This window comes from Nesterenkonia sp. PF2B19 (assembly GCF_001758425.2).
GTDB classification, from domain to species: domain Bacteria; phylum Actinomycetota; class Actinomycetes; order Actinomycetales; family Micrococcaceae; genus Nesterenkonia; species Nesterenkonia aethiopica.
In genome coordinates, this window is record NZ_MDSS02000024.1 from 14,530 (window position 1) to 37,478 (window position 22,949).

A 22,949-nucleotide genomic window follows, 5' to 3' on the forward strand; every position below is an offset into this window, starting at 1 on the left:
GTCACTCCTCCTCGTCCCAGTCCGGCGTCATGTTGCGCGCGACCTGGATGTCGCTGTTCGAGACTCCGGCAGGCACCATGGGCCACACCATCGAGTCACGGCTCACCACGAAGTCGACGACCACCGGACGGTCGGTGACCTCCATGGCCTGCGCGATGACGTCGTCGATGTCCTCCTCGCGCTCACAGCGCAGACCCACACAGCCGTAGGCCTCGGCCAGCTTCAGGAAGTCCGGGATCCGGACGACCTCCTCGCCAGAGGGGTTCAAGGCGGTGTTCAGGTCGGTGTTCGAGTAGCGGGACTCATAGAACAGCGTCTGCCACTGGCGCACCATGCCGAGCGAGGAGTTGTTGATCACGGCCACCTTGATGGGGATGTTGTTGATCGCGCAGGTGGCCAGCTCCTGGTTGGTCATCTGGAAGCAGCCGTCGCCGTCGATGGCCCAGACGACTCGGTCCGGGTTGCCGACCTGGGCACCCATGGCTGCCGGCACTGAGTAGCCCATGGTGCCCAGCCCTCCGGAGTTCAGCCACTGCCGGGGACGCTCGTAGTCGATGAACTGGGAGGCCCACATCTGGTGCTGCCCGACGCCGGCCACATAGACGGCTTCGGAACCGGCGGCCTTGCCGATGCGTTCGATGACCTTCTGCGGTGCGATCGCGCCGTCCTCCGGCTCGGTCCAGCCCAGCGGGTAGGTCTCCTGGAAACGGCGCAGCTGGCGCCACCAGCCGTCCAGGTCCGGGGCCCTTCCTTCTCGAAGAGGTCAGCGACGGCGGCGTCGAGCTCGGGGATGATCTCCTTCAGCGAGCCGACGATCGGCACGTCCGCCAGGCGGTTCTTGGAGATCTCCGCGGGGTCGACGTCCGCGTGGATGACCTTCGCGTCGGGGGCGAAGGTGGCCAGCTGACCGGTGACGCGGTCGTCGAAGCGGGCGCCGAGGGTGATGAGCAGGTCCGAGCGCTGCAGGGCCGCGACGGCGGCCACGGTGCCGTGCATCCCGGGCATCCCGACGTTGAGCTCGTGAGAGTCAGGGAACGCCCCGCGGGCCATCAGGGTGTTGACCACCGGGGCACCGACGGATTCAGCCAGCTGCCGGAACTCCTCGGAGGCGTCGGCCTTGATGACGCCGCCTCCCAGATAGAACACCGGCCGGCGGGCCTCACGGATGAGCTTGGCGGCCTCACGGACCTGCTTGGCGTGCCCGCGGGTCACCGGCCGGTAGCCGTTGAGCTCGATCTTCGGGGGCCAGGAGAAGGTGGTCTTCGCGGTCTGCGCGGACTTGGTGATGTCCACCAGGACGGGCCCGGGTCGGCCCGAGGAGGCCAGGTGGAAGGCCTCCGCCATGACCTGAGGGATCGTGTCCGCATCGGTGACGAGGAAGGAGTGTTTGGTGATCGGGGTGGAGATGCCGACGATGTCGGCCTCCTGGAAGGCGTCGGTGCCGATCACCTGGGCGTTGACCTGCCCGGTGATGGCCACCATCGGGACCGAGTCCATGTGAGCGTCCGCCAGCGGTGTGACCAGGTTGGTGGCGCCGGGCCCGGACGTCGCGAAGCAGACTCCGACCTCTCCGGTCACCATGGCGTACCCCTGGGCCGCGTGACCGGCACCCTGTTCGTGGCGGACCAGGATGTGGTTCACCGTGGAGGAGTCCATGAGCGGGTCATAGGTCGGCAGGATCGCACCGCCCGGGATCCCGAACACATCGGTCACGCCGAGCGACTCGAGCTGCGGATGATCGACTCGGAGCCGGTGACCTCCACAGGCTCCACCGGACGGCCGGGGCCGTAGAGACGGCGGTCGGCCGAGGTCGTATGACTCGGGCGAGGCTTCTTCGCGGCCATCGCCGCGGGGCTCGTCGCAGGTGTTCTGCTCATCGTTGACTTCCTGTTGTCCTGTCCCATGGGCGGGTGATGCGGGAACCCGGAAAGAAGGAACCCCGACAGAGAAGCGACCCTGCTGGGGCTCTCTACCGGGGTGAGCGTGCGCGTCATCTCAGGATGCGGCCGTCGACCCGCCCTCGTCGAGCAGGGTTCGGGCCGCCCTGAGGAGGTGGATCACTCCACGACTCCCCCGGCGGCGAGTACGGCTACTCGTAGCAGGTGACGCATGGCCCCCATGCTTCCCCGGCGTGTGGCGGGTGTCAACAGACCATGACCCCGTCTCACTGTGTGGACCGTCAGCCGCAGAAGGCTCCCTCGGCGGCCGAGCGGACCAGCTTGGCGTACTTGCCGAGCACGCCGGTGGTCACGTAAGGCTCCAGCGGGGTCCAGTCCTGTCGGCGGCGCTCGAGCTCGTCCTCTTCGACCACGAGGTCGATGGAGCGCCCGGCGATGTCCACTCGGATGGGGTCGCCGTCCGCGATGTAGGCGATGGGGCCGCCGTCGACGGCCTCCGGGGCGATGTGGCCGATGCACAGTCCCGTGGTGCCGCCGGAGAAGCGCCCGTCGGTGATCAGCAGGACATCCTTGCCGAGTCCTGCGCCCTTGATGGCTCCGGTGATCGCCAGCATCTCTCGCATACCGGGCCCGCCCTTGGGGCCCTCGTAGCGGATGACGACGACGTCGCCGGACTGGATGTGCCCCTCCTCCAACGCCTTCAGGGCGGCCTGCTCGCGTTCGAAGACGCGGGCGGTCCCTTCGAAGACCTCGGCGTCGAATCCGGCCGACTTCACCACCGCCCCCTCCGGAGCCAACGAGCCGTGCAGCACTGCGATGCCGCCGTTGTGGTGCATCGGGTTGTCCAGCGAGCGGATGATCTTGCCGTCGATGTCCGGCGGGTTGATGGCCTCCAGGTTCTCCGCCACAGTTCTGCCGGTGACCGTCAGGCAGTCACCGTTGAGCAGTCCGGCGTCCAACAGCGCCCGCATGACGACCGGCACTCCCCCGACCCGGTCCACGTCCGCCATCACATACTGGCCGAACGGCTTGAGGTCGCCGAGATGCGGCACCTTGTCCCCGATGCGGTTGAAGTCCTCCAGGGTCAGGTCCACGCCGGCTTCGCGGGCGATGGCCAGCAGGTGCAGCACCGCGTTGGTGGATCCTCCGAAGGCCATGGTCACGGCGATGGCGTTCTCGAAGGCGGGCTTGGTGAGGATGTCTCGAGTGGTGATGCCCTGACGCAGCAGGTTCACCACGGCTTCGCCCGAGCGGTGGGCGTAGCTGTCCCGGCGCCGGTCCGCAGACGGCGGCGCGGCCGAGCCCGGCAGAGACATGCCCAGGGCTTCGCCGATCGCGGCCATCGTATTGGCGGTGTACATGCCGCCGCAGGCGCCCTCGCCCGGGCAGATGGCCCGCTCGATGACGTCGAGATCATCTTCGCTGATGGTGCCGCGCGCGCAGGCTCCGACGCCTTCGAAGGCGTCGATCAGAGTGACCTCCTTCTCCGTGCCGTCGGAGAACCGTGCCACACCCGGCATGATCGAGCCGGCGTAGAGGAAGACCGAGGACAGGTCGAGCCGGGCGGCGGCCATGAGCATGCCAGGGAGGGACTTGTCGCAGCCGGCCAGCAGGATGGATCCGTCGAGGCGCTCAGCCTGCATGACGGTCTCCACGGAGTCCGCGATGACTTCGCGAGAGACCAGCGAGTAGTGCATGCCCTCGTGGCCCATCGAGATCCCGTCCGAGACGGAGATGGTGCCGAACTCCAGCGGGTAGCCGCCTCCGGCGTGCACGCCCTCCTTGGACGCGCGGGCCAGGCGGTCCAGCGACAGGTTGCAGGGCGTGATCTCGTTCCAGGAGCTGGCAATGCCGATCTGGGCCTTGCCGAAGTCCTCATCCCCCATGCCGACGGCGCGGAGCATGCCGCGGGCGGGAGCGCGGGTATAGCCGTCGGTGACCTGCCAGCTGCGGGGCTTCTCCGCGCTGGAGGGCCCGGTGACCGGCTGCGGCGGGGTGAACGGAGTGTCCTCACTGGTGCTCTGTGCCATAGCCAGATCGTATACCCGCCCGGGGACGCGCCGGGATGAGCCTCGCCGTCGTTCTGGTATGTGAGACAGGCTCGGCGGCATCGTCCAGCACCGGCCCCGACGGTGCGGGCCGTCGGCCGGAAGGCGTCGAGGCGGCAGACGGCGTCGCCCACACCTCGTCGCGTCGGCGCCGCGATCGCCCGTTGGCCCACAGCACCCCCAGGACCACGAGCACGCCGCCGACGAGCTCGCCCCGCAGCGGGACCTCTCCGAGCCATGCCCAGGCGGCGACGAACCCCACCACCGGCACGAGCATCGAGAAGGGTGCCACCGTGCTGGCGGGATGCCGAGCCATCAGCCACACCCAGACGCCTGAGCCGACGACCGTGCCGGCGACGATCGTGTAGAGCAGTCCCAGCCACGCCGGCAGCGCCTCTGCGGTGAACGCGCCCGCCAGCGCGTCGCCGATCTGCGCAGGTCCCTCGACGGCGAGGGAGAGCGCCAGCATGGGCAGCGGCGGCACCACCGCCATCCAGAGCACCAGATGCATGGGCCGCTCGGCTTTGGCCTGCCGCGAGGCGAGATTCCCCAGTGCCCAACCGAACCCGCCCAGGACGACCAGCAGGAACGGGACCCAACCGTCCAACCCGCCCCGTGCCAGTCCGACGACCCCGAGACCGGCCACGGCCACCGCCACCCCGGTCATGCGACGGCCGCTGAGCCGCTCACGCAGCAGCAGGGCCCCCAGCAGCACGGTGAACGGAGCCGAGGACTGCAGCACCAGGGACGCCAGGCCGGCGGGGAACCCAGCCGCCATGCCCAGATACAGCCCGAAGAACTGCAGGGTCCCGAACCCGAGGCCATAGCCGATCAGCCAGCGCAGCGGCACATCGGGCCGCGGCACGAGCACCAGCGTCGGGATCGCCAGCAGGGCGAAGCGCAGAGCGACGAGGAAGAGCGGCGGGAACTGCTCCAGGCTCAGATGGATGGCCAGGAAGTTCAGCCCCCACAGGACGGCGACAGCGAGGGCGAGGGCCACGTCACGGATCGGCATGGCCCCAGTCTTCCGTCGACGACTCATCAGCACCAGCGAAGAGTTCTTCAGGTCAGGTGAAGCAGAACTGAAGAATCGATGCGATGATGACGGCATGGAGCACAGACATCTGGAGCTGCTGCGCGAAATCGCCGCCCGCGGCACGCTGGCGGCCGTCGCCGAGGCCACTCATCGCTCGCCGTCGGCGGTGTCCCAGCAGCTGCGGCGCGCCGAGCGTGACCTGGGGGTGCCGCTCGTGGAGCCCAGCTCCCGGACCGTGCGGCTCACCCCGGAGGGAGAGCTGCTGGCCGCCGGGGCGGCGGAGATCGCCGAGCGCATGGCGCAGCTGCAGTCCACGCTCGACGCGCGCCGCGGCCAGCCGGCCGGCGTGGTCTCCCTCGGCACGCTGCCGAGCGCCGGCGAAGCTCTCATGTCTGGCCTTCTGGCCCGCATCGATCAGACCCGCATCACCCTGGACCTCGACGACTTCGACCTCGCGGAAGGTGACTACGCGGCTCGGGCGCACGACGCCGACCTCGTCATCGCCCACAGCCTCAGTGGTGACGTGCCCCTCGGGGCGGAAGGCCTCACCTGCACTGTCCTGGCGCGTGAACCCCTCCGGGTGGCCCTTCCCGCCGATCATCCCGCGGCGGCGGCCGAGATGATCGGCCCGCAGGAGGCCGCCGGCCTGGACTGGATCGGTGTGCCCCACGGGTATCCGTTCGACATGGTGCTGGTGGCGATGGAGAACCAGCTCGGAGCCGCTCTCCCCCGCCGGGTCCGACTGCGGGACAACCGACTGGTGGAGTCCCTGGTGGTCTCCGGGATGGGCGCCGCCGTCCTGCCCGGCTTCACCACCAGACCCCGGGAGGGCCTCGTGCTGCGTCCGCTCGGCGGCGTCCGGGCCCAGCGGACCATCGTGGCGCTGAGCCGACCCGATCGCCACGCCCGCCTAGCGGTGCGCACAGTGACGGCCATGCTCCAGGAGGCAGGTGCCGAGCTGGAGTCCGTCCGCAGGGAGCTCCCGCAGGGCCAGGTCGGCGGTTCCGTGGTGGACGACGAGACACGCTGCGCGCACTATGCGTCGCCGCTCGACGTCGTCGCGATCCGTTTCCACTGCTGTGGACGCTGGTACCCGTGCCTCCACTGCCACGCCGAGGCGGAGGACCACCCGGTGCTGCCCTGGCCCGCGGCCCGACGAGAGGCCCAGGCGCTGCTGTGCGGGGTCTGTCGACACCGATTCAGCATCGCCGAATATCTGGACACCGACCGGTGCACCGCCTGCGCCGCGCGGTTCAATCCCGGCTGCGGCCGACACCATCCGGCGTACTTCGACCTGGACGGCACCGCTGATCCGTGAGGTGCCGCCCAGCTCAGCGGGTCGTCCAGGAGGTCCCGTCACGCCGGATCAGATGAGCCGGCCCCGCAGACGAGTGAAGGTCCCCTCATCCGCCCGGACGGAGGAATCTGGCCTCGGCACCCCGGCCGTGGCCGCCGCCCCTGAAGTCCTGCTCGACCTGCCACTCCAGACGCTCCCCGAACCACTCGTAGGCACTCCGACACGGGGGCTTCCACCGGTTCCGTCGTGACTGCTCGGGAGGCTCCCCGTCGTCGGCGGGAATGGCGCCCAGGTGCCCTCCCCGCCCAGCTCAGCCCATCTGGTCGACCACGGTCTCCGCGACCTCCCGCATGGAGAGCCGACGGTCCATCGAGGTCTTCTGGATCCACCGGAAGGCCTCGGGCTCGCTCAGCCCCATCTTGGTGGTCAGCAGGGACTTCGCCCGGTCCACCAGCTTGCGCGTCTCAAACTTGTCGGCGAGATCGGTGACCTCCTCCTCCAGCGCCCGGATCTCATCGAACCGAGCCGCCGCGACCTCGATGGCGGGGATGAGGTCGTTCTCCGTGAACGGCTTCACCACGTACGCCATCGCCCCGGCCTCTCGTGCCGACTCCACCAGGTCCCGCTGGGAGAAGGCCGTCAGCATGACCACCGGCGCGAGGCGCTCCTCCGCGATCGTCTTGGCCGCCGTGATGCCGTCCATCTTCGGCATCTTCACATCCATGACGACGAGGTCGGGCACATGCTCGCGGGCCAGCTCCACGGCCTGCTCACCGTTGTCGGCCTCTCCGACCACCTGATAGCCGGCACCGGTGAGGATCTCCACGATGTCCAGACGGATGAGGGTCTCGTCTTCGGCCACGAGGACTCGGCGGCCCTCGTTCTCTGCCGAGGCGTCGGCGCCTTGGGCTGCCTGCTGCTCTTCAGTCACCGTTCTCCTTGGATGAGGTCGTCGCCGCCGGCTCGACGCCGGACGACAGGTGGACGGGTCAGTTGTCCCCCTCAGGGTATCGCCCGGTATGCTGTGGGGGCACCTCGAAGGCGCCTGCGTTGTCCTTGCAGGCCCGGCGACGGTGCTGGCACCAGCCCGAATGGCGGAATTGGTAGACGCGCCGCACTCAAAATGCGGTACCTCTGGTGTGCGGGTTCGAGTCCCGCTTCGGGCACCGAAATGACGCGGATCACACGCCGATTGGTGGCGAAAGAGCCGGATTTGTTGGCGAGATGCCAACGAGACGTCATGGCAGGCACATGACGTACCTGCCGTGGCATCTGTCCGCCCCACGCCTGCTATGAGAAGGGCAGGCCCTCCGTCAAGCAGGTCACGAAGGCGGCTCGGGCGGTGACCCCGCGGGAGAGTCCGCGGCCCGGTGCCGCAGCTGTGACAGGGCGCCATGGAGCCGAGGCGGTGTGCGTCGACGCATGACGCGCGCGGCGCCGACTCAGACGGCGGGGTTCGCCCGTCCAGCCCTCTGGCGGATGAAGCCGACGATCAACGTGCCGACAAAGAGTACGATGCCGACGGCTGCCAGCCACATGAGGCCCTCAAAGACGAACCCCACGATGGCGAGCACCGCCCAGGCGATGAGCAATACCACGATGAGTGTCCACATACTTCGAATGTACGCGTGTCCATGCTCGGCGGACAGGTGCGGTGTTCGCGGATGCCGAACCGTGACCATCCCGTCGGAGCACCCTTGGCGGCCAGAAGGGTCCCCTGGCCGAACCGTCGGTGTCGGAGCCGGCAGTCGCCGGCGACGGGGCAGCGCGCCGCCCCTGCCGACCGAGTGGGCTTCGGACGCGAGAAGGCCCCCGGGTCTGGCCAGCGTGAGGGGGACGCTGCATCGACCAGACCTCGGGGGCCCGAATCACTCGCACCTTGATGAGGCAGAACCAGCCTAAGGCCCTGTCCTGACCGAAGCCCGGTGCCCCACTGACCGTCGGCTGGACGCACCTCGGCGACACAGGAAGCATCCGCGCGAGCACCGTCTGTCGCCCCAGGTGCCCCCTCGGTGGGCTCACCCGATGACGGCCAGAAGATCAGCGCACGCCTGCTCACAGCGCCGGCACGCCTCCGCGCAGAGGCGGCAGTGCTCGTGCATCTGAGCATGCGCCTCGCAGTCCGCCGCACACTGGGCGCAGGCCGCCTGGCAGGCCCGGAGCACAGCGCGGACCGTCGCGAGGCCTCCCCCGGTGCTCCTGCTCAGGATCGAGGCGGTCGCCGTACAGACGTCGGCGCAGTCCAGGTCGGTGCGGATGCACTGGGCCAGGTGAGCCACGTCCTCCTCCCCGAGGCAGGCGTCGGCGCAGGCGGTGCAGGCCTGCGCACATTCGAGGCAGGCGACGATGCAGTCGGAGAGGGTCTGCACGTGCAGCCCATCGGGGGTGTTCGGGTGGCTCTCGATGATCTCCGTGATCCGTGACATGGGTGGAACCTCCTGAGGGTCTCGGACTCCGTCGGCGTCCCCTGCGCCGACGCTAGCGAGTCTCCGCCGCACCGCTCAAGATCCCACAGCCCGCCCTCCCCCGCAGCGCCGTGCCTGCGGCGGCGCAGACCGTTGTCAGTGGTCCGCCGTAGTCTCAGAGTCCGCCGGCCCGAGGCGGAGGATGAGGGGAGACCCATGGGACCGACACGACCCATGCCGACCGAGGAGGTCCGTGCCCTGTTCGCCGAGGGCTGCCTCCAGCACCACCGCCCTCGCCCGGGCCAGGACATCGACGCCGCCCGCCGGGCCTACGCCGACGCCTTCGACGCGTGGCTGACCGATACCGTGGCCACCGCCCGCGCCGAAGGCCTCCGTGATGCCGAGCGTCATCTGGCCCGCGACGGGTGGATCTCCTGGGCGACGGCGCTGCCGCCGCCTGAGGACACGCTGCGCTGACGGCGCCCCATGGCGTCAGCACGAGGCGATGGCCGTCCGGCATAGAATCGGGGACCATGCCGCGCCGCGCCCTCCTCCGTCTCGCCCGGATCGTGACCGAAGTCCTGAGTCCCTCTCCCCTGATCGCCGTACTGTTGGTCCGGGTGGCGGTGGCCACTGACCCCGCCTGGTGGTGGTCCTCCACGATCGCGGTGACGTTCCTGGCCGCCCTGCCGTGGACGATCACTCTGGTGCTGGTGCGTCGGGGCGCCGCCACGGATCTGCACGTGCGACACCGGGAGCAGCGGCACCTGGTCTACGCCCTGGCGCTGGGCTCCATGCTCCTCGGCATGGCCCTGCTGGTGATCCTGCCGACCACCGCCGACGTGCGACTCGCCGCAGCGATCGGAATCCTCACCCTGCTGATCGTCATGATCGTGAACACCAGGCTGAAGATCAGCGTCCACGCCGTGCTCGGCGCCCTGACCGGCCTCGTCATTCCCGCGGGACTGTCCGGGACCGTCTGGTGGGTCCTGGGCGCAACTGGCTGGCTGCTGGTCTGCTGGTCCCGCCTGACGCTCAGGCGGCACAGCGCCCTGGAGGTCGTCACAGGCAGCCTGCTCGGAGGCGCGGCGGGAACGGCGTTCCTCGTCCTGGCTCCGCAGTACCCGGGGTGACCCGGGTGCGGTTCCATGTCCCGAACCGCCCGGGCCGTAGGAACCGGGGCGCAGGTGGGCCTGGGACCGGACGTCGTAGACACGCCGGAGCCCCGTGACGTCCAGGCGTCACGGGGCTCCGTCGTGTCTACGGTCCACCAGCGGGATCAGCCCCGCCGTGCTCCGCTCAGAGCGCGCTGTCTGCGCTCCGGGCCGGCCACGGGCCGACCGGCTCGCGGTTCGGCGGCGCGTCGCCGCGGCGCAAGGAATCGATGTCCGCGGCTCGGGATGTCGCCGATGCGGTGCACCTTGACCATGTTGGTGGTCCCGGCCTGCCCGGGGGGCGAACCGGCCGCGATGATGACCAGCTCGTCCGGCTGGGCGATGCCCTCTTCCAACAGGAGCTTGTCCACCTGGGCGGTCATCTTGTCCGTGTGGGACGCGAACTCCACCCACCGGGGCTGCACGCCCCAGCTGAGGCACATGATGTTGTGCGTGTGCTCCACATGCGTGAAGGCGAAGATCGGCTGCTCCCGGCGCAGACGTGAGAGCCGGCGAGCAGAGTCGCCGGACCGCGTGAACGTGGCGAGGTACTTCACTCCCAGCTGCTCGGCCATCTCGGCCGCCGCGCGGGTCACTGCCCCGCCGCGGGTCCGCGGAGTCGAGCCCAGCGGGGGGATGCGTCCCAGGCCCTTGCTCTCGGTCGCCTCGATGATCGCGGCCATGGTCTCCACCGTCTTGACCGGGTACTTGCCCACGGAAGTCTCACCGGAGAGCATGACCGCGTCGGCGCCGTCGAGCACCGCGTTGGCGCAGTCGGAGGCCTCCGCCCGGGTGGGGCGGGGGTTGTCGATCATGGACTCCAGGACCTGGGTGGCCACGATGACCGGCTTGGCCCAGCGCCGAGCCAGCTCGATGGCGCGCTTCTGCACCACCGGGACCTCCTCCAGCGGAAGCTCCACGCCGAGGTCCCCGCGGGCCACCATGATCGCGTCGAATGCGTCGACGACGTCCTGAAGGGCGTCGACCGCCTGCGGCTTCTCCACCTTGGCGATGACCGGCACGCGCCGGCCCTCCTCGTCCATGATCCGGTGCACCGACTCGATGTCGGCGGCATCCCGGACGAAGGACAGCGCGATCATGTCGAAGCCCATGCGAAGGGCCCACCGCAGATCTTCCTCGTCCTTCTCGCTCAGGGCGGGTACGGAGACGGCCACACCGGGAAGGTTGATGCCCTTGTTGTTGGACACCTTGCCCGGCACGACGACCTCGGTCACCACATCAGTGTCGGTCACCTCGACCGCCCGCAGGGAGACCTTGCCGTCGTCGATGAGCAGGGTGTCGCCGACGTTGACGTCACCAGGCAGACCCTTGAACGTGGTGGAGCAGCGCTCCTTGGTCCCCTCGACGTCGTCGACCGTGATCGTGAAGCGGTCGCCCTCGGCAAGCTCGTGCTCGCCCTCGATGAAACGCCCCAGCCGGATCTTGGGGCCCTGGAGGTCGGCGAAGATGGCCACCGCCTGGCGCAGGTCTTTGGACACCTCGCGGACGGTCCGGTACGTCTCCTCATGGACGGTGTAGTCGCCGTGGCTCATGTTCACCCGTGCGACGTCGACACCTGCCTCGATGAGCTGGCGCGTCTTCTCATAGCCGGCGGTCGCCGGGCCGAAGGTGGCGACGATCTTCGCGTGTCTCATGCCTCACCCTTGTCGTATAGGACGGTTCGATCTTCTGATCCCCTGGCACGACGTTGGGCCAGCTGGAGGGCGCACCGAATTCCGGGCGCCGACATGACAGAGCCTATCTCACTCAGGCTCGGGGCTCACCCGCTCAGCGAGATCGCCCGATCCGACGGCTTCACCGGCGCCGGGAGGCGGGAGGACCCTTCGAGGTACTCGTCCACCTCCTTGGCGGCCGCCCGGCCCTCCGCGATGGCCCAGACCACCAGAGAGGCCCCGCGGCCGGCGTCGCCGACCGCGAAGACGCCCTCGGCCGAGGTCATGTAGTCCTCCGAACGCTGGACATTGCCGCGCCGGTCGAACTCCACCGATCCCTGACCGGACAGCGTCTCCTGCTCCGCCCCGGTGAAGCCCAGGGCCAGCAGCACCAGATCCGCGGGGATCTCGCGCTCGGTACCGGGCATCGGCGTACGGGAGCCGTCGTCGTTGTACTGGGTCTCTGCGACGCGCAGCGCACGCACGTGGCCGTTCTCGTCCCCGAGGAACTCCACGGTGGAGGCCAAGTAGCGACGCTCCCCGCCCTCCTCGTCGGCCGAGGTGACCTCGAAGACCTTCGGGTCCATGGGCCACGGCTCGTGGGCGGCCCTCGACTCGGGCGGCTGCGTGCCGATCGCCAGCGTGGTCACCGAGGCCGCACCGTGGCGATGCGCGGTGCCGATGCAGTCGGCGCCGGTGTCGCCGCCGCCGAGCACGATCACGTGCTTGCCCTCGGCGTGGATCTGCTCGGGGACGTCGTCTCCGGCAAGAGCCTTGTTGGACTGGACCAGATACTCCATCGCGAAGTGCACCCCGTCCAGACCACGGCCCGGGATGGGCAGATCGCGAGGCACCATGGCGCCGGTGGCCACCACCACGCGTCATAGCTCTCGCGCAGCGAGTCCCAGGTGATGTCCTCACCGATCGCGGTGGAGGTGTAGAAGCGGGTCCCCTCGGCCTCCATCTGGTCGATGCGGAAGTCGATGTGGTGCTTCTCCATCTTGAAGTCCGGAATGCCATAGCGCAGCAGGCCACCGAGACGGTCGTCCCGCTCATAGACGGCGACGGTGTGACCGGCTCGGGTCAGCTGCTGGGCCGCCGCCAGACCGGCCGGTCCTGAGCCCACCACGGCCACGGTCTTGCCGGTCAGCCGCTGCGGCAGCACCGGCTCCACCCAGCCGTTGGCGATCGCCTCATCGGCGATGGAGACCTCGGACTGTTTGATGGTCACCGCGGGCTGGTTGATCCCCAGCACACAGGACGTCTCACACGGAGCCGGGCAGATGCGACCGGTGAACTCCGGGAAGTTGTTCGTCATGTGCAGCCGCGAGGAGGCCTCCTCCATCTGGTCCCGCCAGATGAGGTCGTTCCACTCCGGGATCAGGTTCCCCAACGGGCAACCGGTGTGGCAGAACGGGATGCCGCAGTCCATGCAGCGGCTCGCCTGCGTCTGCACCGCACCCTTCTGCTGACGCTCGTAGACCTCCTTGAAGTCCATGATGCGCACGGGCACGGGGCGTGAGGGCCGGTCCTGCCGCTCACGGTGCTTCAGGAATCCGCGCGGGTCAGCCACGGGTCACCTCCAGGATCTTCTGCCAGGTCTCGTCCCCGTTCGGATCCAGCCCCTCGTCCAGGGCGGTGGAACGGGCACGAAGCACGGCGTCGTAGTTGCGGGGCAGCACCTTCGTGATACGGCCGAAGGCGCCCGCCGGGTCGGCCAGGAGCCGTTCGGCGACGGTCGACCCGGTCTCCTCCAGGTGTCGGCGGAGCAGGTCGAGGATGATCTGCTGGTCCTCCTCGTCCGGCGGCAGGAGCAGCAGGTCCCCGGCGGAGCGAGCCTGGGTGTTCATCCGGTCCTCGTCGAAGTCCAGCACGAAGGCCGTGCCTCCGGACATCCCAGCGCCGAAGTTGCGTCCGGTCGGGCCCAGGATCAGCGCCTGGCCCCCGGTCATGTACTCGCAGCCATGGTCCCCGATGCCCTCGACGACGGCGGTGGCCCCCGAGTTGCGCACCAGGAAACGTTCTCCGACCTGCCCGCGGAGGAACAGCTCGCCGGAGGTCGCACCGTAGCCGATCACGTTGCCGGCGATGACGTTGGACTCCGCCTGCAGCGGTGCCGTGGGGTCCGGATGGACGACGACGCGTCCGCCGGACAGGCCCTTGCCGACGTAGTCGTTGGCATCCCCCGAGAGCCGCAGCGTGATGCCGTGGGGCAGGAATGCTCCCAGCGACTGGCCGGCCTCCCCCACCAGGTCCACCTCGACGGTGTCCTGGTCGAGGGTCTTCAGCCCCAGCGCCTTGGTGACCTCGTGCCCCAGCATGGTGCCCACCGACCGATCGGTGTTGATGACCTTGCGCTCCAGGCGCACGTGCTGTCCGTGGCGGATCGCCGGCTGGGCCTGCTCGATCAGCGCGACGTCGAAGTGCTTCTCCAGCTCGTGGTCCTGCCCGCCGGTGCGGCGCAGCATGGCCTCGACGGTCGGGTCCTCGGGGTCGTAGCCGCCCAGCACTGCGTCGAGGTTCAGGCCCTCGGTCTTCCAGTGGCGCTTGGCGTCGTCGAGATCGAGGGCGTCGATGTGCCCGATCGCCTCGTCCAGGCTCCGGAAGCCCAGCTCGGCCAGATACTCCCGCACCTCCTGGGCCACGAATTCGAAGAAGTTCACCACGTGGTCCGCCTGACCCGTGTACCGCTCACGCAGCACCGGGTTCTGCGTGGCCACGCCGACGGGACAGGTGTCCAGATGGCAGACGCGCATCATGATGCAGCCGGAGACCACCAGCGGGGCGGTCGCGAAGCCATACTCCTCGGCACCCAGCAGCGCGGCGATCACGACGTCGCGCCCGGTCTTGAGCTGTCCGTCCACCTGCACGGTGACGCGCTCGCGCAGACCGTTGAGCATCAGCGTCTGCTGAGCCTCGGCCAGGCCGAGCTCCCAGGGCGCCCCGGCGTGCTTGAGCGAGTTCAGCGGAGAGGCACCGGTGCCGCCGTCGTGACCGGAGATCAGCACGACGTCGGCCTTGGCCTTGGTCACGCCGGCTGCCACAGTGCCTACACCGTTGAGCGCCACGAGCTTCACATGGACCCGCGCACCCGTGTTCGAGCGCTTGAGGTCGTAGATCAGCTGGGCGAGGTCCTCGATCGAGTAGATGTCATGGTGCGGCGGCGGCGAGACCAGCGAGACCCCCGGGGTGGAGTGCCGGGTCTCGGCGACCCACGGGTAGACCTTCTTCCCCATGAGCTGGCCGCCCTCACCGGGCTTCGCGCCCTGGGCCATCTTGATCTGCAGGTCATCAGCGTGGGTCAGGTACTGGCTGGTGACGCCGAACCGGCCGGAGGCGATCTGCTTGATCGCGCTGCGCCGCTCCGGATCCACCAGGCGGGCCGGGTGCTCGCCGCCCTCACCGGTGTTGGACCGTGCCTTGAGACGGTTCATGGCGATCGCCAGCGTCTCGTGAGCCTCCTGGGAGATGGAGCCGTAGCTCATCGCCCCGGTGTTGAACCGCTTGACGATCTCACTGACCGGCTCGACCTCGGAGACCGGGATCGGGGCGCGGCCGCTGGTGAAGCGGATGAGACCGCGCAGGGTCATCAGCGCCTGGGACTGGTCGTCCACCGCCTTGGTGTACTGCTTGAAGATGTCATAGCGACGCGACTTCGTGGAATGCTGCAGCTTGAAGACCGTCTCGGGGTTGAACAGGTGCGGCGGACCTTCGCGCCGCCACTGGTACTCTCCCCCGATCTCCAGCTCGTCACCGCGCCCGAGGTCGTTGCCGTCCTGCGGGTAGGCCTTGGCGTGACGGGCCAGGGCCTCCGCAGAGATGACGTCCAGACCGACCCCGCCCATCGGCGAGTGGGTGCCGGAGAAGTACTGGTCCACGACGTTCTGCGCCAGACCGATCGCTTCGAAGGTCTGCGCCCCGCAGTAGGAGGCGACCGTGGAGATGCCCATCTTGGACATGATCTTCAGTACGCCCTTGCCGAGGGCGGTGAGCAGGTTGTGCACCGCCTGGGACTCGGTGACCCCGGTGATCTCCCCGCGCCGGACCATGTCCTCGGCGGACTCCATGGCGAGATACGGGTTGACCGCGGCCGCACCGTAGCCGATCAGGCAGGCCACATGGTGGACCTCGCGGACGTCGCCAGCCTCCACGATGAGCGAGGCACGGGTCCGGTTGGCCGACTTGAGCAGGTGATGGTGGATCGCCGAGAGCAGCAGCAGCGAGGGGATCGGGGCCCACTGGGCATTGGAGTCGCGGTCGGAGACCACGATGTAGCCCACTCCGCGGTTGACCGCCGCGGAGACCTGCTCGCACAGGTCACGGATGCGCTGGCGGAACTCCTCCTCCGAGCTGCCCACCCGGTAGAGACCGCGCACCTTCATGGCGATCTTCTGACCCTCGTCGCTGCGGATGTTCGCGATCTTGGCGAGCTGGTCGTTGTCGATGACGGGGAAGTCCAGGGCGACCTGCTTGGCCGTGACCTTCTCCGTGGTCAGCACGTTGCCGTTGGGGCCGATGTGCAGCCCCAAGGAGGTCACCAGCTCCTCGCGGATCGCGTCCAGCGGCGGGTTGGTCACCTGGGCGAAGTTCTGCACGAAGTAGTCGAACAGCAGCCGAGGTCGGTCCGCGAGGACGGCGATCGGCGTGTCCGTACCCATGGCACCGATAGGCTCCGCGCCGGTTGAGGCCATGGGACCGACCAGGATGCGCAGCTCCTCATGCGTGTACCCGAAGGTCTGTTGACGCAGGCGGACCGACTCGGTGGGGTGGCGCACGTGCAGCCGCTCCGGGAGGTCCTCCAACTCGATGAGGTTCTCCTCGACCCATTCCTGCCAGGGCTGGGAGGAGGCGAAGCCGGACTTGATCTCCTCGTCCTCGATGATGCGCCCCTCGACCGTGTCGAGGAGGAACATCATGCCGGGAGCCACACGCCCCTTGCGCACGATCGTGGAAGGATCGAGGTCGACGACGCCGACCTCCGAAGACATCACCACGAGCCCGTCGTCGGTCACCCAGTAGCGCGCCGGGCGCAGTCCGTTGCGGTCCAGGACCGCGCCGACCTGCTGACCGTCGGTGAAGGCGATGGCCGCCGGACCGTCCCAGGCCTCCATCAGCATGGAGTGGTACCGGTAGAAGGCCCGCAGGTCCGGGTCCATGGACTCGTGGTCCTCCCACGCCTCAGGAACCATCATGCGCATGGCCTGGGCCAGCGGACGGCCCGAGAGCATCAGCAGCTCAGCGGCCTCGTCGAAGGACGTGGAGTCGGAGGCCCCCGGCGTGCAGATCGGGAAGAGGTACTCAGGGTCCTCGCCGAGCAGCTCTCCGGCCATCATGGACTGGCGGGCACGCATCCAGTTCCGGTTGCCCTTGACGGTGTTGATCTCCCCGTTGTGGGCGATATTGCGCAGCGGCTGCGCGAGGGGCCACGAGGGGAAGGTGTTGGTGGAGAACCGCGAGTGAACGATGCCCAAGGTGGTCTTGAAGCGCTCGTCGGAGAGGTCCGGGAAGAAGGGCTCGAGCTGCGCCGTGGTGAGCATGCCCTTGTAGGTGATCGTCTTCGACGACAGCGACGGGAAGTAGACGCCCAGCCGGTTCTGGCCGCGCTTGCGCAGCCGCCAGGCGCGCTGGTCCAGGGTGCCGGAGGCGGAGAAGCGGAACTCCTCAGAGTCCTCCTCGGCCAGCGCGACGAACAGCTGCCGGAAGTGCGGCATCGATTCCCGGGCCAGGGTCCCGATCATCGAATCGTCGATGGGGACCTCACGCCAGCCGATGACCGTCAGCCCCTGCTCCGCCGCCAGATCTTCCAACGAGGCGCACATCTGCTCCCGCTCGGACTCGGACTGGGGCAGGAAGGCCGTGCCGACTGCGTACTCGCCCGCGGAGGGGAGCTCAAAGTCGACCACCGCCCGGAAGAATTCGTCCGGCACCTGAGTGAGCAGGCCTGCACCGTCGCCGGTACCCACGTCACTGCCGACGGCACCGCGGTGCTCGAGGTTGCGCAGAGCGACCAGGGCGTGGTCGACGATGTCGTGACCGGGCTCACCGCGCAGCGTGGCGATGGCGGCCATCCCGCAGTTCTCGTGCTCGTTCTCGGGGCTGTAGAGCCCCGCCTTCTCCGGGTACGCGGAGAACCGCACGAACGGGCTGACGACGCCGTCGTCGGCACCCGGCGCGACGTCGGCGGGAGCCGAGCTGTGCGTAGCCGACAATCCCTGTGTGGACATGACGGTGTTCCTTCCTCCGCATACGGACGTTCCATGGGAGGGGACATCATCGACCCCTTATGAGCTGGAGTGACGCAGGTCGACCCGACGGACCGCACCGCCGCCGTCGTGCGTGGTGGACGGTCGGGGGCCCTCGATATGCGTCTCATGCGTCGCGGCGCGCAGGCCGAGCGCGGGGTGCGCGCTCCGGCATGGGCCGACGCCAGCATCGGGTGCCCGTCGCCAACGGGTGCGAGTCGACGGGCACACCAGTGTTGCCTGAGTCTCAGGCTGATCAGATCAATCTTCCGCGTGCAGGCACCCCGGAAGCAAATCGCATCTCACGATCTGGACCTTGCCGGCGGCCCTCCGAGTGGTTCAGCTCTCTCTGCGAGAGTCCTCCCGAGGATCGGGCCCGTCCTCCGCCACAGGTGTCTCAGCATCCGGAATCACGGAGGACTCGTCCTCCGCGTCGGCCGGCTCGGCAGCATCCTGCTCGTCAGACTCGTCAGACTCGTCGGCTTCGGCTTCGTCCAGCTCAGACTCGTCGGCTTCGACCTCGTCCAGCGCAGTCTCTGCTTCATCCAGCTCCGCCTCGCCCGCGTCGGTCCCCTCAGCGCGAGGACCATGCCCCGCGCGGAAGACCTCCTGCTCCTCAGCCAGCTGCTCTGCGGTGCGAGGCCGCTTGGACCACAGCACGTAGAGCATCACGACGGCGACGAGGAAGGTGAGCACGGAGGCCCACATGTTCAGACGCCAGTCCAGCCCGAAGATGTTGATGAACTGGGTGGACTTGTCGAGCTCGTCGATGCGCAGGCTCTCGATCCAGAAGCGGCCCAAGGTGTAGTAGGCCACATAGGTCCAGGCGAGCAGCCCCTGTTTGACCTGGAAGCGCCGGTAGAGGACCAGCAGGAGGGCCACACCCAGCAGGTTCCAGACGCTCTCGTAGAGGAACGTCGGGTGGAACAGGGTGGACTCGCTCATGTGCGAGACCTGCGGCACCCGGTGCTCCAGCTCGACGGTGAGCCCCCAGGGCAGGTTCGTGGGTCCGCCGTAGAGCTCCTGGTTGAACCAGTTGCCCCAGCGCCCGATGGCCTGGGCGAGCAGCACCCCCGGCACCACGGCGTCGGCGAAGGCGCCGAACTTCATGCCGTAGCGACGGCAGGCGAACCAGACGCCCACCGCGCCCAGCAGGATGGCGCCCCAGATGCCGAGTCCTCCGCGCCAGATCTGCGGGATCAGCGAGAGATCGCCGGAGCCGTCGAAGTTCGGACCGAAGTAGGCGTCAGGAGAGGAGAAGACGTGGTAGAGCCGTCCACCGACGATGCCCAGCAGCACCGCCCACAGGGTGGCGTCCATGACGTTCTCGGAGCTGCCGCCCCTCGACTTCCACAGCTTGGAGGTCAGCAGGATCGCCACGACGATGCCTGCGACGATGCACAGCGCGTAGAAGTTCAGGGTCAGCGGACCCAGGTCGAGTCCGCTGGAGGGCGGTGCGGGGAATCCCGCCAGCAGGTCGCCGTCGGTCGCGGCCGCCGCTGCAGTGGAAGTCATTGACGCGTCGTCCTCTCGGTGGTGGGGCTGGACCGCCCCTGAGGTGGCGGGACGGCCGGGTGCAGTCTAAGCGGTCAGGCTGATCATGGCGACCAGGCTGACTCGTCGGGCGCGCCCCGCAGACGGGCGAGGCGCCCGCCTCAGGCCGGTGCTGGCCGCCGGAGAGCTCGCCGGCGAGCCGGCCGACCGCCGCTGGGCCACCGTCACGCAGAGCGGCCACCAGCGCAGTGCCGACGATGACTCCGTCGGCGTAGCGACCGATCTCCTCCACATGTGCCCGGGTGGAGACGCCGAGTCCGACGCAGACCCGCTCCGCCCCGGCCTCATGAGCGGCTCGGACGACTCGTTCCGCGGCGTCCGAGACCTCCGAGCGAGCTCCGGTGACACCCATCAGGGACACGCCGTAGACGAATCCGCGGGAGGCCTCCACGATCTTGGCGACACGCTCCGCAGACGAGGTGGGCGCGGAGAGGAACACGCGGTCCAGACCGTACGCGTCGGTCGCGGCGATCCAGTCCTCGGCCTCGTCCGGGATCAGATCCGGCGTGATGGCCCCTGCTCCCCCGGCCTCGGCCAGACGGCGGGCGAACTCCTCGGCTCCCATGCGGTCGATGAGGTTGTAGTAGGTCATCACCAGCACGGCGGCGTCGGTGGCTTCGGTGACTGCTCGGACGATCTCGAAGACCTCGTCGATGCGGAACCCGCGCCGGAGCACCTGCGTGGTGGCCTGCTGGATCACGGGCCCGTCCATGACCGGGTCCGAGTACGGGATGCCGATCTCGATGACCTCGGCCCCGTTGCGGGCCAGCTCGATCGCCGCGGCGATCGAGGTCTCACGGTCCGGGAAGCCGGCCGGCAGGTAGCCCACGAAGGCCGAACGTCCTGCGGCACGGGCGCCCTCGATGGCCGTCGCCGTCTTCGACGGAGCAGCTGCCCCGCGGCTGGTCTGCACGCTCACGCCTGCACTCCCGTCTCCGGCGCGCGGCCGGCATGGTCGTCGGATTCCCCGTCAGCACCCTCGGCCTCCTGGCCCGGCAGCAGGCGGAACCATTCGGCGGCGGTGGCCACGTCCTTGTCGCCGCGCCCGGAGAGGTTGACGATGATGATGCGGTGCGCCGCGGCCTCGGCGTCCTCCTCCGTCCAACGCGCCGAGAGGCGGGCCGCCCCCGCCAGGGCGTGGGCCGACTCGATGGCCGGGATGATCCCCTCGGTGCGACAGAGCGCCTCGAAGGCGGTCATGCACTCGGCGTCGGTGACCGGCTCGTAGACGGCCCGGCCCACGTCGGCCAGGTGGGCATGCTCCGGGCCCACGGACGGGTAGTCCAGTCCTGCGGAGATGGAGTGCGAGTCCACGGTCTGCCCATCCTCGTCCTGCATGAGGTAGGAGCGTGCACCGTGGAGCACTCCGGAACGGCCCAGCGTGATGGCCGCCGCGTGCCGACCCGTGTCCACACCGTCGCCCCCGGCTTCGAAGCCGTACAGGGCGACATCGGCGTCGTCGAGGAAGCCGTGGAAGATGCCCATCGCGTTGGACCCTCCCCCGACGCAGGCGCAGACGGCGTCAGGCAGACGCCCCGTCTGCTGCAGGATCTGCTGCCGGGCCTCCTCGCCGATGACCTGATGGAACCAGCGGACCATGGCCGGGAACGGGTGCGGACCGGCCACGGTGCCCAACAGGTAGTGGGTGTTCTCCACCGTGGCGACCCAGTCGCGCAGCGCCTCGTTGATCGCGTCCTTGAGGGTCTGAGCGCCATGTTCGACGGGGACGACCTCGGCACCCAGCAGCCGCATGCGGGCCACGTTCAACGCCTGACGCCGAGTGTCCTCGGCACCCATGTAGACCACGCACTCCATGCCCATCAGCGCCGCCGCCGTCGCCGTGGCGACCCCGTGCTGGCCTGCCCCGGTCTCGGCGATCAGCCGGGTCTTGCCCATCCGGCGCGCCAGCAGCGCCTGCCCGAGGACGTTGTTGATCTTGTGGGAGCCGGTGTGATTGAGGTCCTCCCGCTTGAGGAACACACGGGCCGCACCCTGCTCGGCGGCGAACCGCGGGACCTCGGCCAGCAGTGAGGGACGACCGGTGTAGTCCCGGCAGAGCCGCTCGAACTCCGCGATGAACTCCTCATCCTCGCGTGCCTCGAGGAAGGTCCTCTCCACCTCGTCGAGCGCAGCGACCAGGGACTCGGGCATCCATCGGCCGCCGTAGGGGCCGAAGTAGGGGCCGGCGGCGTCGCGATAGCTCGCGGAGTCGGACTCTGCAGTCATGGGTTCTCCTGTTCAGGTGATGGTGCGTGCCGCTCGGCGACGCCGTGCCGGGAGCCGGAGTCAGGAGCGGCTGGCTGCTCGGAAGCGGCCCAGGGCGGCGGCAGGGTCGCCGTCGCGGACCAGCGCCTCCCCCACGAGCACCGCATCCGCACCCCGAGAGGCGTAGTCGGCGACCACGTCCGGACCGTCCACGCCGGACTCCGCGATACGGACGACGTCGTCGGGAAGATGGCGGGCCATGGTGCCGTAGTGCGCCACGTCGACGTCGAGGGTCTTCAGATTGCGCACGTTGACACCGACGATGCGGGCGCCCACGTCGACGGCGCGGGAGATCTCATCCTCCGTATGGGCCTCTACGAGCGCCTCCATCCCCAGCTCATGGGTCAGCGCGAGGAAGTCCCGGAGCCGAGTGTCGTCGAGGGCGGCCACGATGAGCAGGACCAGGTCCGCGCCATGGGCGCGGGCCTCGAGGAACTGATACTCGTCGACCATGAAGTCCTTGCGCAGGACGGGAAGGTCGACGGCGGCACGGACGGCGTCCAGATCCGCCAGCGATCCGGCGAATCGGCGACGCTCCGTCAGAACGCTCACGGCGGAGGCTCCGCCGGCCTGGTAGGCCCGGGCCAACTCCGCGGGATCGGGGATCTCGGCCAGGGAGCCCTTCGACGGCGAGGACCGCTTCACCTCGGAGATGATGCGGACTCCTGCGGCGTCGTCACGGCGCCGCGCAGCTCGGCCAGCCCGTCGAGGGCCGGCGGGACGTCAGCGACGCGGGCGCGGAGCTCGGCCAGCGGAACCTCGGCGCGACGGACCTGCAGATCCTCACGGACGCCGGCGATGATGCCGTCCAGCACGTGCCGGTTCCGGCGGCGGAGGCGGGTGTCTCGGTGTTCACCGGCGGCTCAGTTGGTGGAGGCGTCGGGGATGCGCTCGCCCTTGCCGGAGGTGTTGTCCGGCACGGCGGGCCCCTGGTGGCGCCGAGGGTCCTCGCCGTGCTTCAGCACCGACGAGCTGTCCATCTCGACGCCGAGACCCGCCTTCTTCAGGGCGTAGCCCAGGATCAGGCGAGCGGAACGCAGGCCGCACCGATGTAGGCCAGGACCCAGATCTCGGCGACGAAGCCGATGCCGGCGATGATCGAGCCGACGATCAGCGTCAGGCTCAGCGTCCAGGCGGCAGGGGTCGACCCGTGACCGATGTGGTCATAGTGGATGAAGGCGTCATCCGGCTGCTCGCCGACGGCCGGCTGCTGCTCGACATCGCGCACGGTCCGCTGCTGCGTGGTGGTCATCAGAGTCCTCTCTCGGTCACTTCAGCTCAGCATCCATTCTGCCATGCCTGCTCCCCGCGGCCCGACCAGATTTCCTCCCGTGCAGACCAGGTGGTCTCCCCTGCTGTGGCGGCGGGCTGGACAGC

General features: G+C 69.1%; 12 protein-coding genes, 1 tRNA gene and 5 pseudogenes. 4 read left to right on the plus strand and 14 right to left on the minus strand.

The window, feature by feature from the left end:
* Nucleotide 1: 1 nt before the first annotated feature.
* The 3 genes and pseudogenes from BCY76_RS08820 to BCY76_RS08830 form a co-directional block, all read right to left on the minus strand.
* Nucleotides 2–1,877: pseudogene (locus BCY76_RS08820) on the minus strand (acetolactate synthase large subunit).
* A gap of 302 nt (nt 1,878–2,179) precedes the next feature.
* Nucleotides 2,180–3,928, minus strand: coding sequence for a dihydroxy-acid dehydratase (gene ilvD / locus BCY76_RS08825; protein ID WP_070159518.1), 1,749 nt, complete (start codon nt 3,926–3,928; stop codon nt 2,180–2,182).
* Entirely contained in the window at nt 3,909–4,961 is a 1,053-nt protein-coding gene (locus tag BCY76_RS08830) for an EamA family transporter (protein ID WP_070159516.1), read from the minus strand. Before BCY76_RS08830 ends, ilvD begins: the two co-directional genes overlap by 20 nt.
* A 94-nt stretch (nt 4,962–5,055) precedes the next feature.
* Between BCY76_RS08830 and BCY76_RS08835 the strand changes: the two genes are divergently transcribed.
* A complete protein-coding gene (locus BCY76_RS08835; protein WP_336582039.1) occupies nt 5,056–6,300 on the plus strand; it encodes a LysR substrate-binding domain-containing protein in 1,245 nt (414 codons plus the stop codon).
* Nucleotides 6,301–6,589: 289 nt separating this feature from the next.
* Here BCY76_RS08835 and BCY76_RS08840 read toward each other — a convergent pair whose 3' ends face one another.
* Nucleotides 6,590–7,210, minus strand: coding sequence for an ANTAR domain-containing response regulator (locus BCY76_RS08840; protein WP_070159513.1), 621 nt, complete (start codon nt 7,208–7,210; stop codon nt 6,590–6,592).
* A 154-nt stretch (nt 7,211–7,364) separates the two neighbouring features.
* Between BCY76_RS08840 and BCY76_RS08845 the strand changes: the two genes are divergently transcribed.
* Nucleotides 7,365–7,445 (plus strand) — tRNA-Leu (locus tag BCY76_RS08845).
* A 276-nt stretch (nt 7,446–7,721) separates the two neighbouring features.
* On the opposite strand, the gene BCY76_RS18090 is transcribed toward BCY76_RS08845, so the two are convergent.
* Nucleotides 7,722–7,892: a hypothetical protein gene (locus BCY76_RS18090; RefSeq protein ID WP_170922638.1), complete on the minus strand. Its 171-nt coding sequence runs from the start codon at nt 7,890–7,892 to the stop codon at nt 7,722–7,724.
* Between the two features lie 405 nt (nt 7,893–8,297).
* Entirely contained in the window at nt 8,298–8,705 is a 408-nt protein-coding gene (locus tag BCY76_RS08850) for a four-helix bundle copper-binding protein (RefSeq protein WP_070159511.1), read from the minus strand.
* A 195-nt stretch (nt 8,706–8,900) separates the two neighbouring features.
* On the opposite strand from BCY76_RS08850, the gene BCY76_RS08855 reads away from it, so the two are divergent.
* Nucleotides 8,901–9,161 (plus strand): hypothetical protein, encoded by a 261-nt coding sequence (locus BCY76_RS08855; protein WP_139827706.1) that lies wholly within the window; start codon nt 8,901–8,903, stop codon nt 9,159–9,161.
* A 56-nt stretch (nt 9,162–9,217) separates the two neighbouring features.
* The gene (locus BCY76_RS08860) at nt 9,218–9,817 is read left to right on the plus strand and encodes a hypothetical protein (RefSeq protein WP_070159506.1); all 600 of its coding nucleotides are present in this window, start codon (nt 9,218–9,220) and stop codon (nt 9,815–9,817) included.
* A 166-nt stretch (nt 9,818–9,983) separates the two neighbouring features.
* Here BCY76_RS08860 and pyk read toward each other — a convergent pair.
* The 8 genes and pseudogenes from pyk to BCY76_RS08895 form a co-directional block, all read right to left on the minus strand.
* Nucleotides 9,984–11,493 (minus strand): annotated as a pseudogene (gene pyk / locus BCY76_RS08865) (pyruvate kinase).
* 125 nt (nt 11,494–11,618) lie between these two features.
* Nucleotides 11,619–13,084, minus strand: a pseudogene (locus BCY76_RS08870) (glutamate synthase subunit beta).
* Nucleotides 13,077–17,735 (minus strand): glutamate synthase large subunit, encoded by a 4,659-nt coding sequence (gene gltB, locus BCY76_RS08875; RefSeq protein ID WP_083277432.1) that lies wholly within the window; start codon nt 17,733–17,735, stop codon nt 13,077–13,079. Before gltB ends, BCY76_RS08870 begins: the two are co-directional and overlap by 8 nt.
* A 357-nt stretch (nt 17,736–18,092) precedes the next feature.
* Entirely contained in the window at nt 18,093–19,268 is a 1,176-nt protein-coding gene (lgt, locus tag BCY76_RS08880) for a prolipoprotein diacylglyceryl transferase (protein WP_085437542.1), read from the minus strand.
* 133 nt (nt 19,269–19,401) lie between these two features.
* A pseudogene (gene trpA, locus BCY76_RS08885) lies at nt 19,402–20,220 on the minus strand (tryptophan synthase subunit alpha); the annotation flags it as partial.
* A 2-nt stretch (nt 20,221–20,222) separates the two neighbouring features.
* Nucleotides 20,223–21,533: a tryptophan synthase subunit beta gene (trpB, locus tag BCY76_RS18565; protein ID WP_201791103.1), complete on the minus strand. Its 1,311-nt coding sequence runs from the start codon at nt 21,531–21,533 to the stop codon at nt 20,223–20,225.
* 60 nt (nt 21,534–21,593) lie between these two features.
* A pseudogene (trpC, locus tag BCY76_RS18570) lies at nt 21,594–22,387 on the minus strand (indole-3-glycerol phosphate synthase TrpC).
* Between the two features lie 206 nt (nt 22,388–22,593).
* Nucleotides 22,594–22,824, minus strand: a complete 231-nt coding sequence (locus tag BCY76_RS08895; protein ID WP_070162216.1) for an HGxxPAAW family protein — start codon at nt 22,822–22,824, stop codon at nt 22,594–22,596.
* Nucleotides 22,825–22,949: the final 125 nt, after the last annotated feature.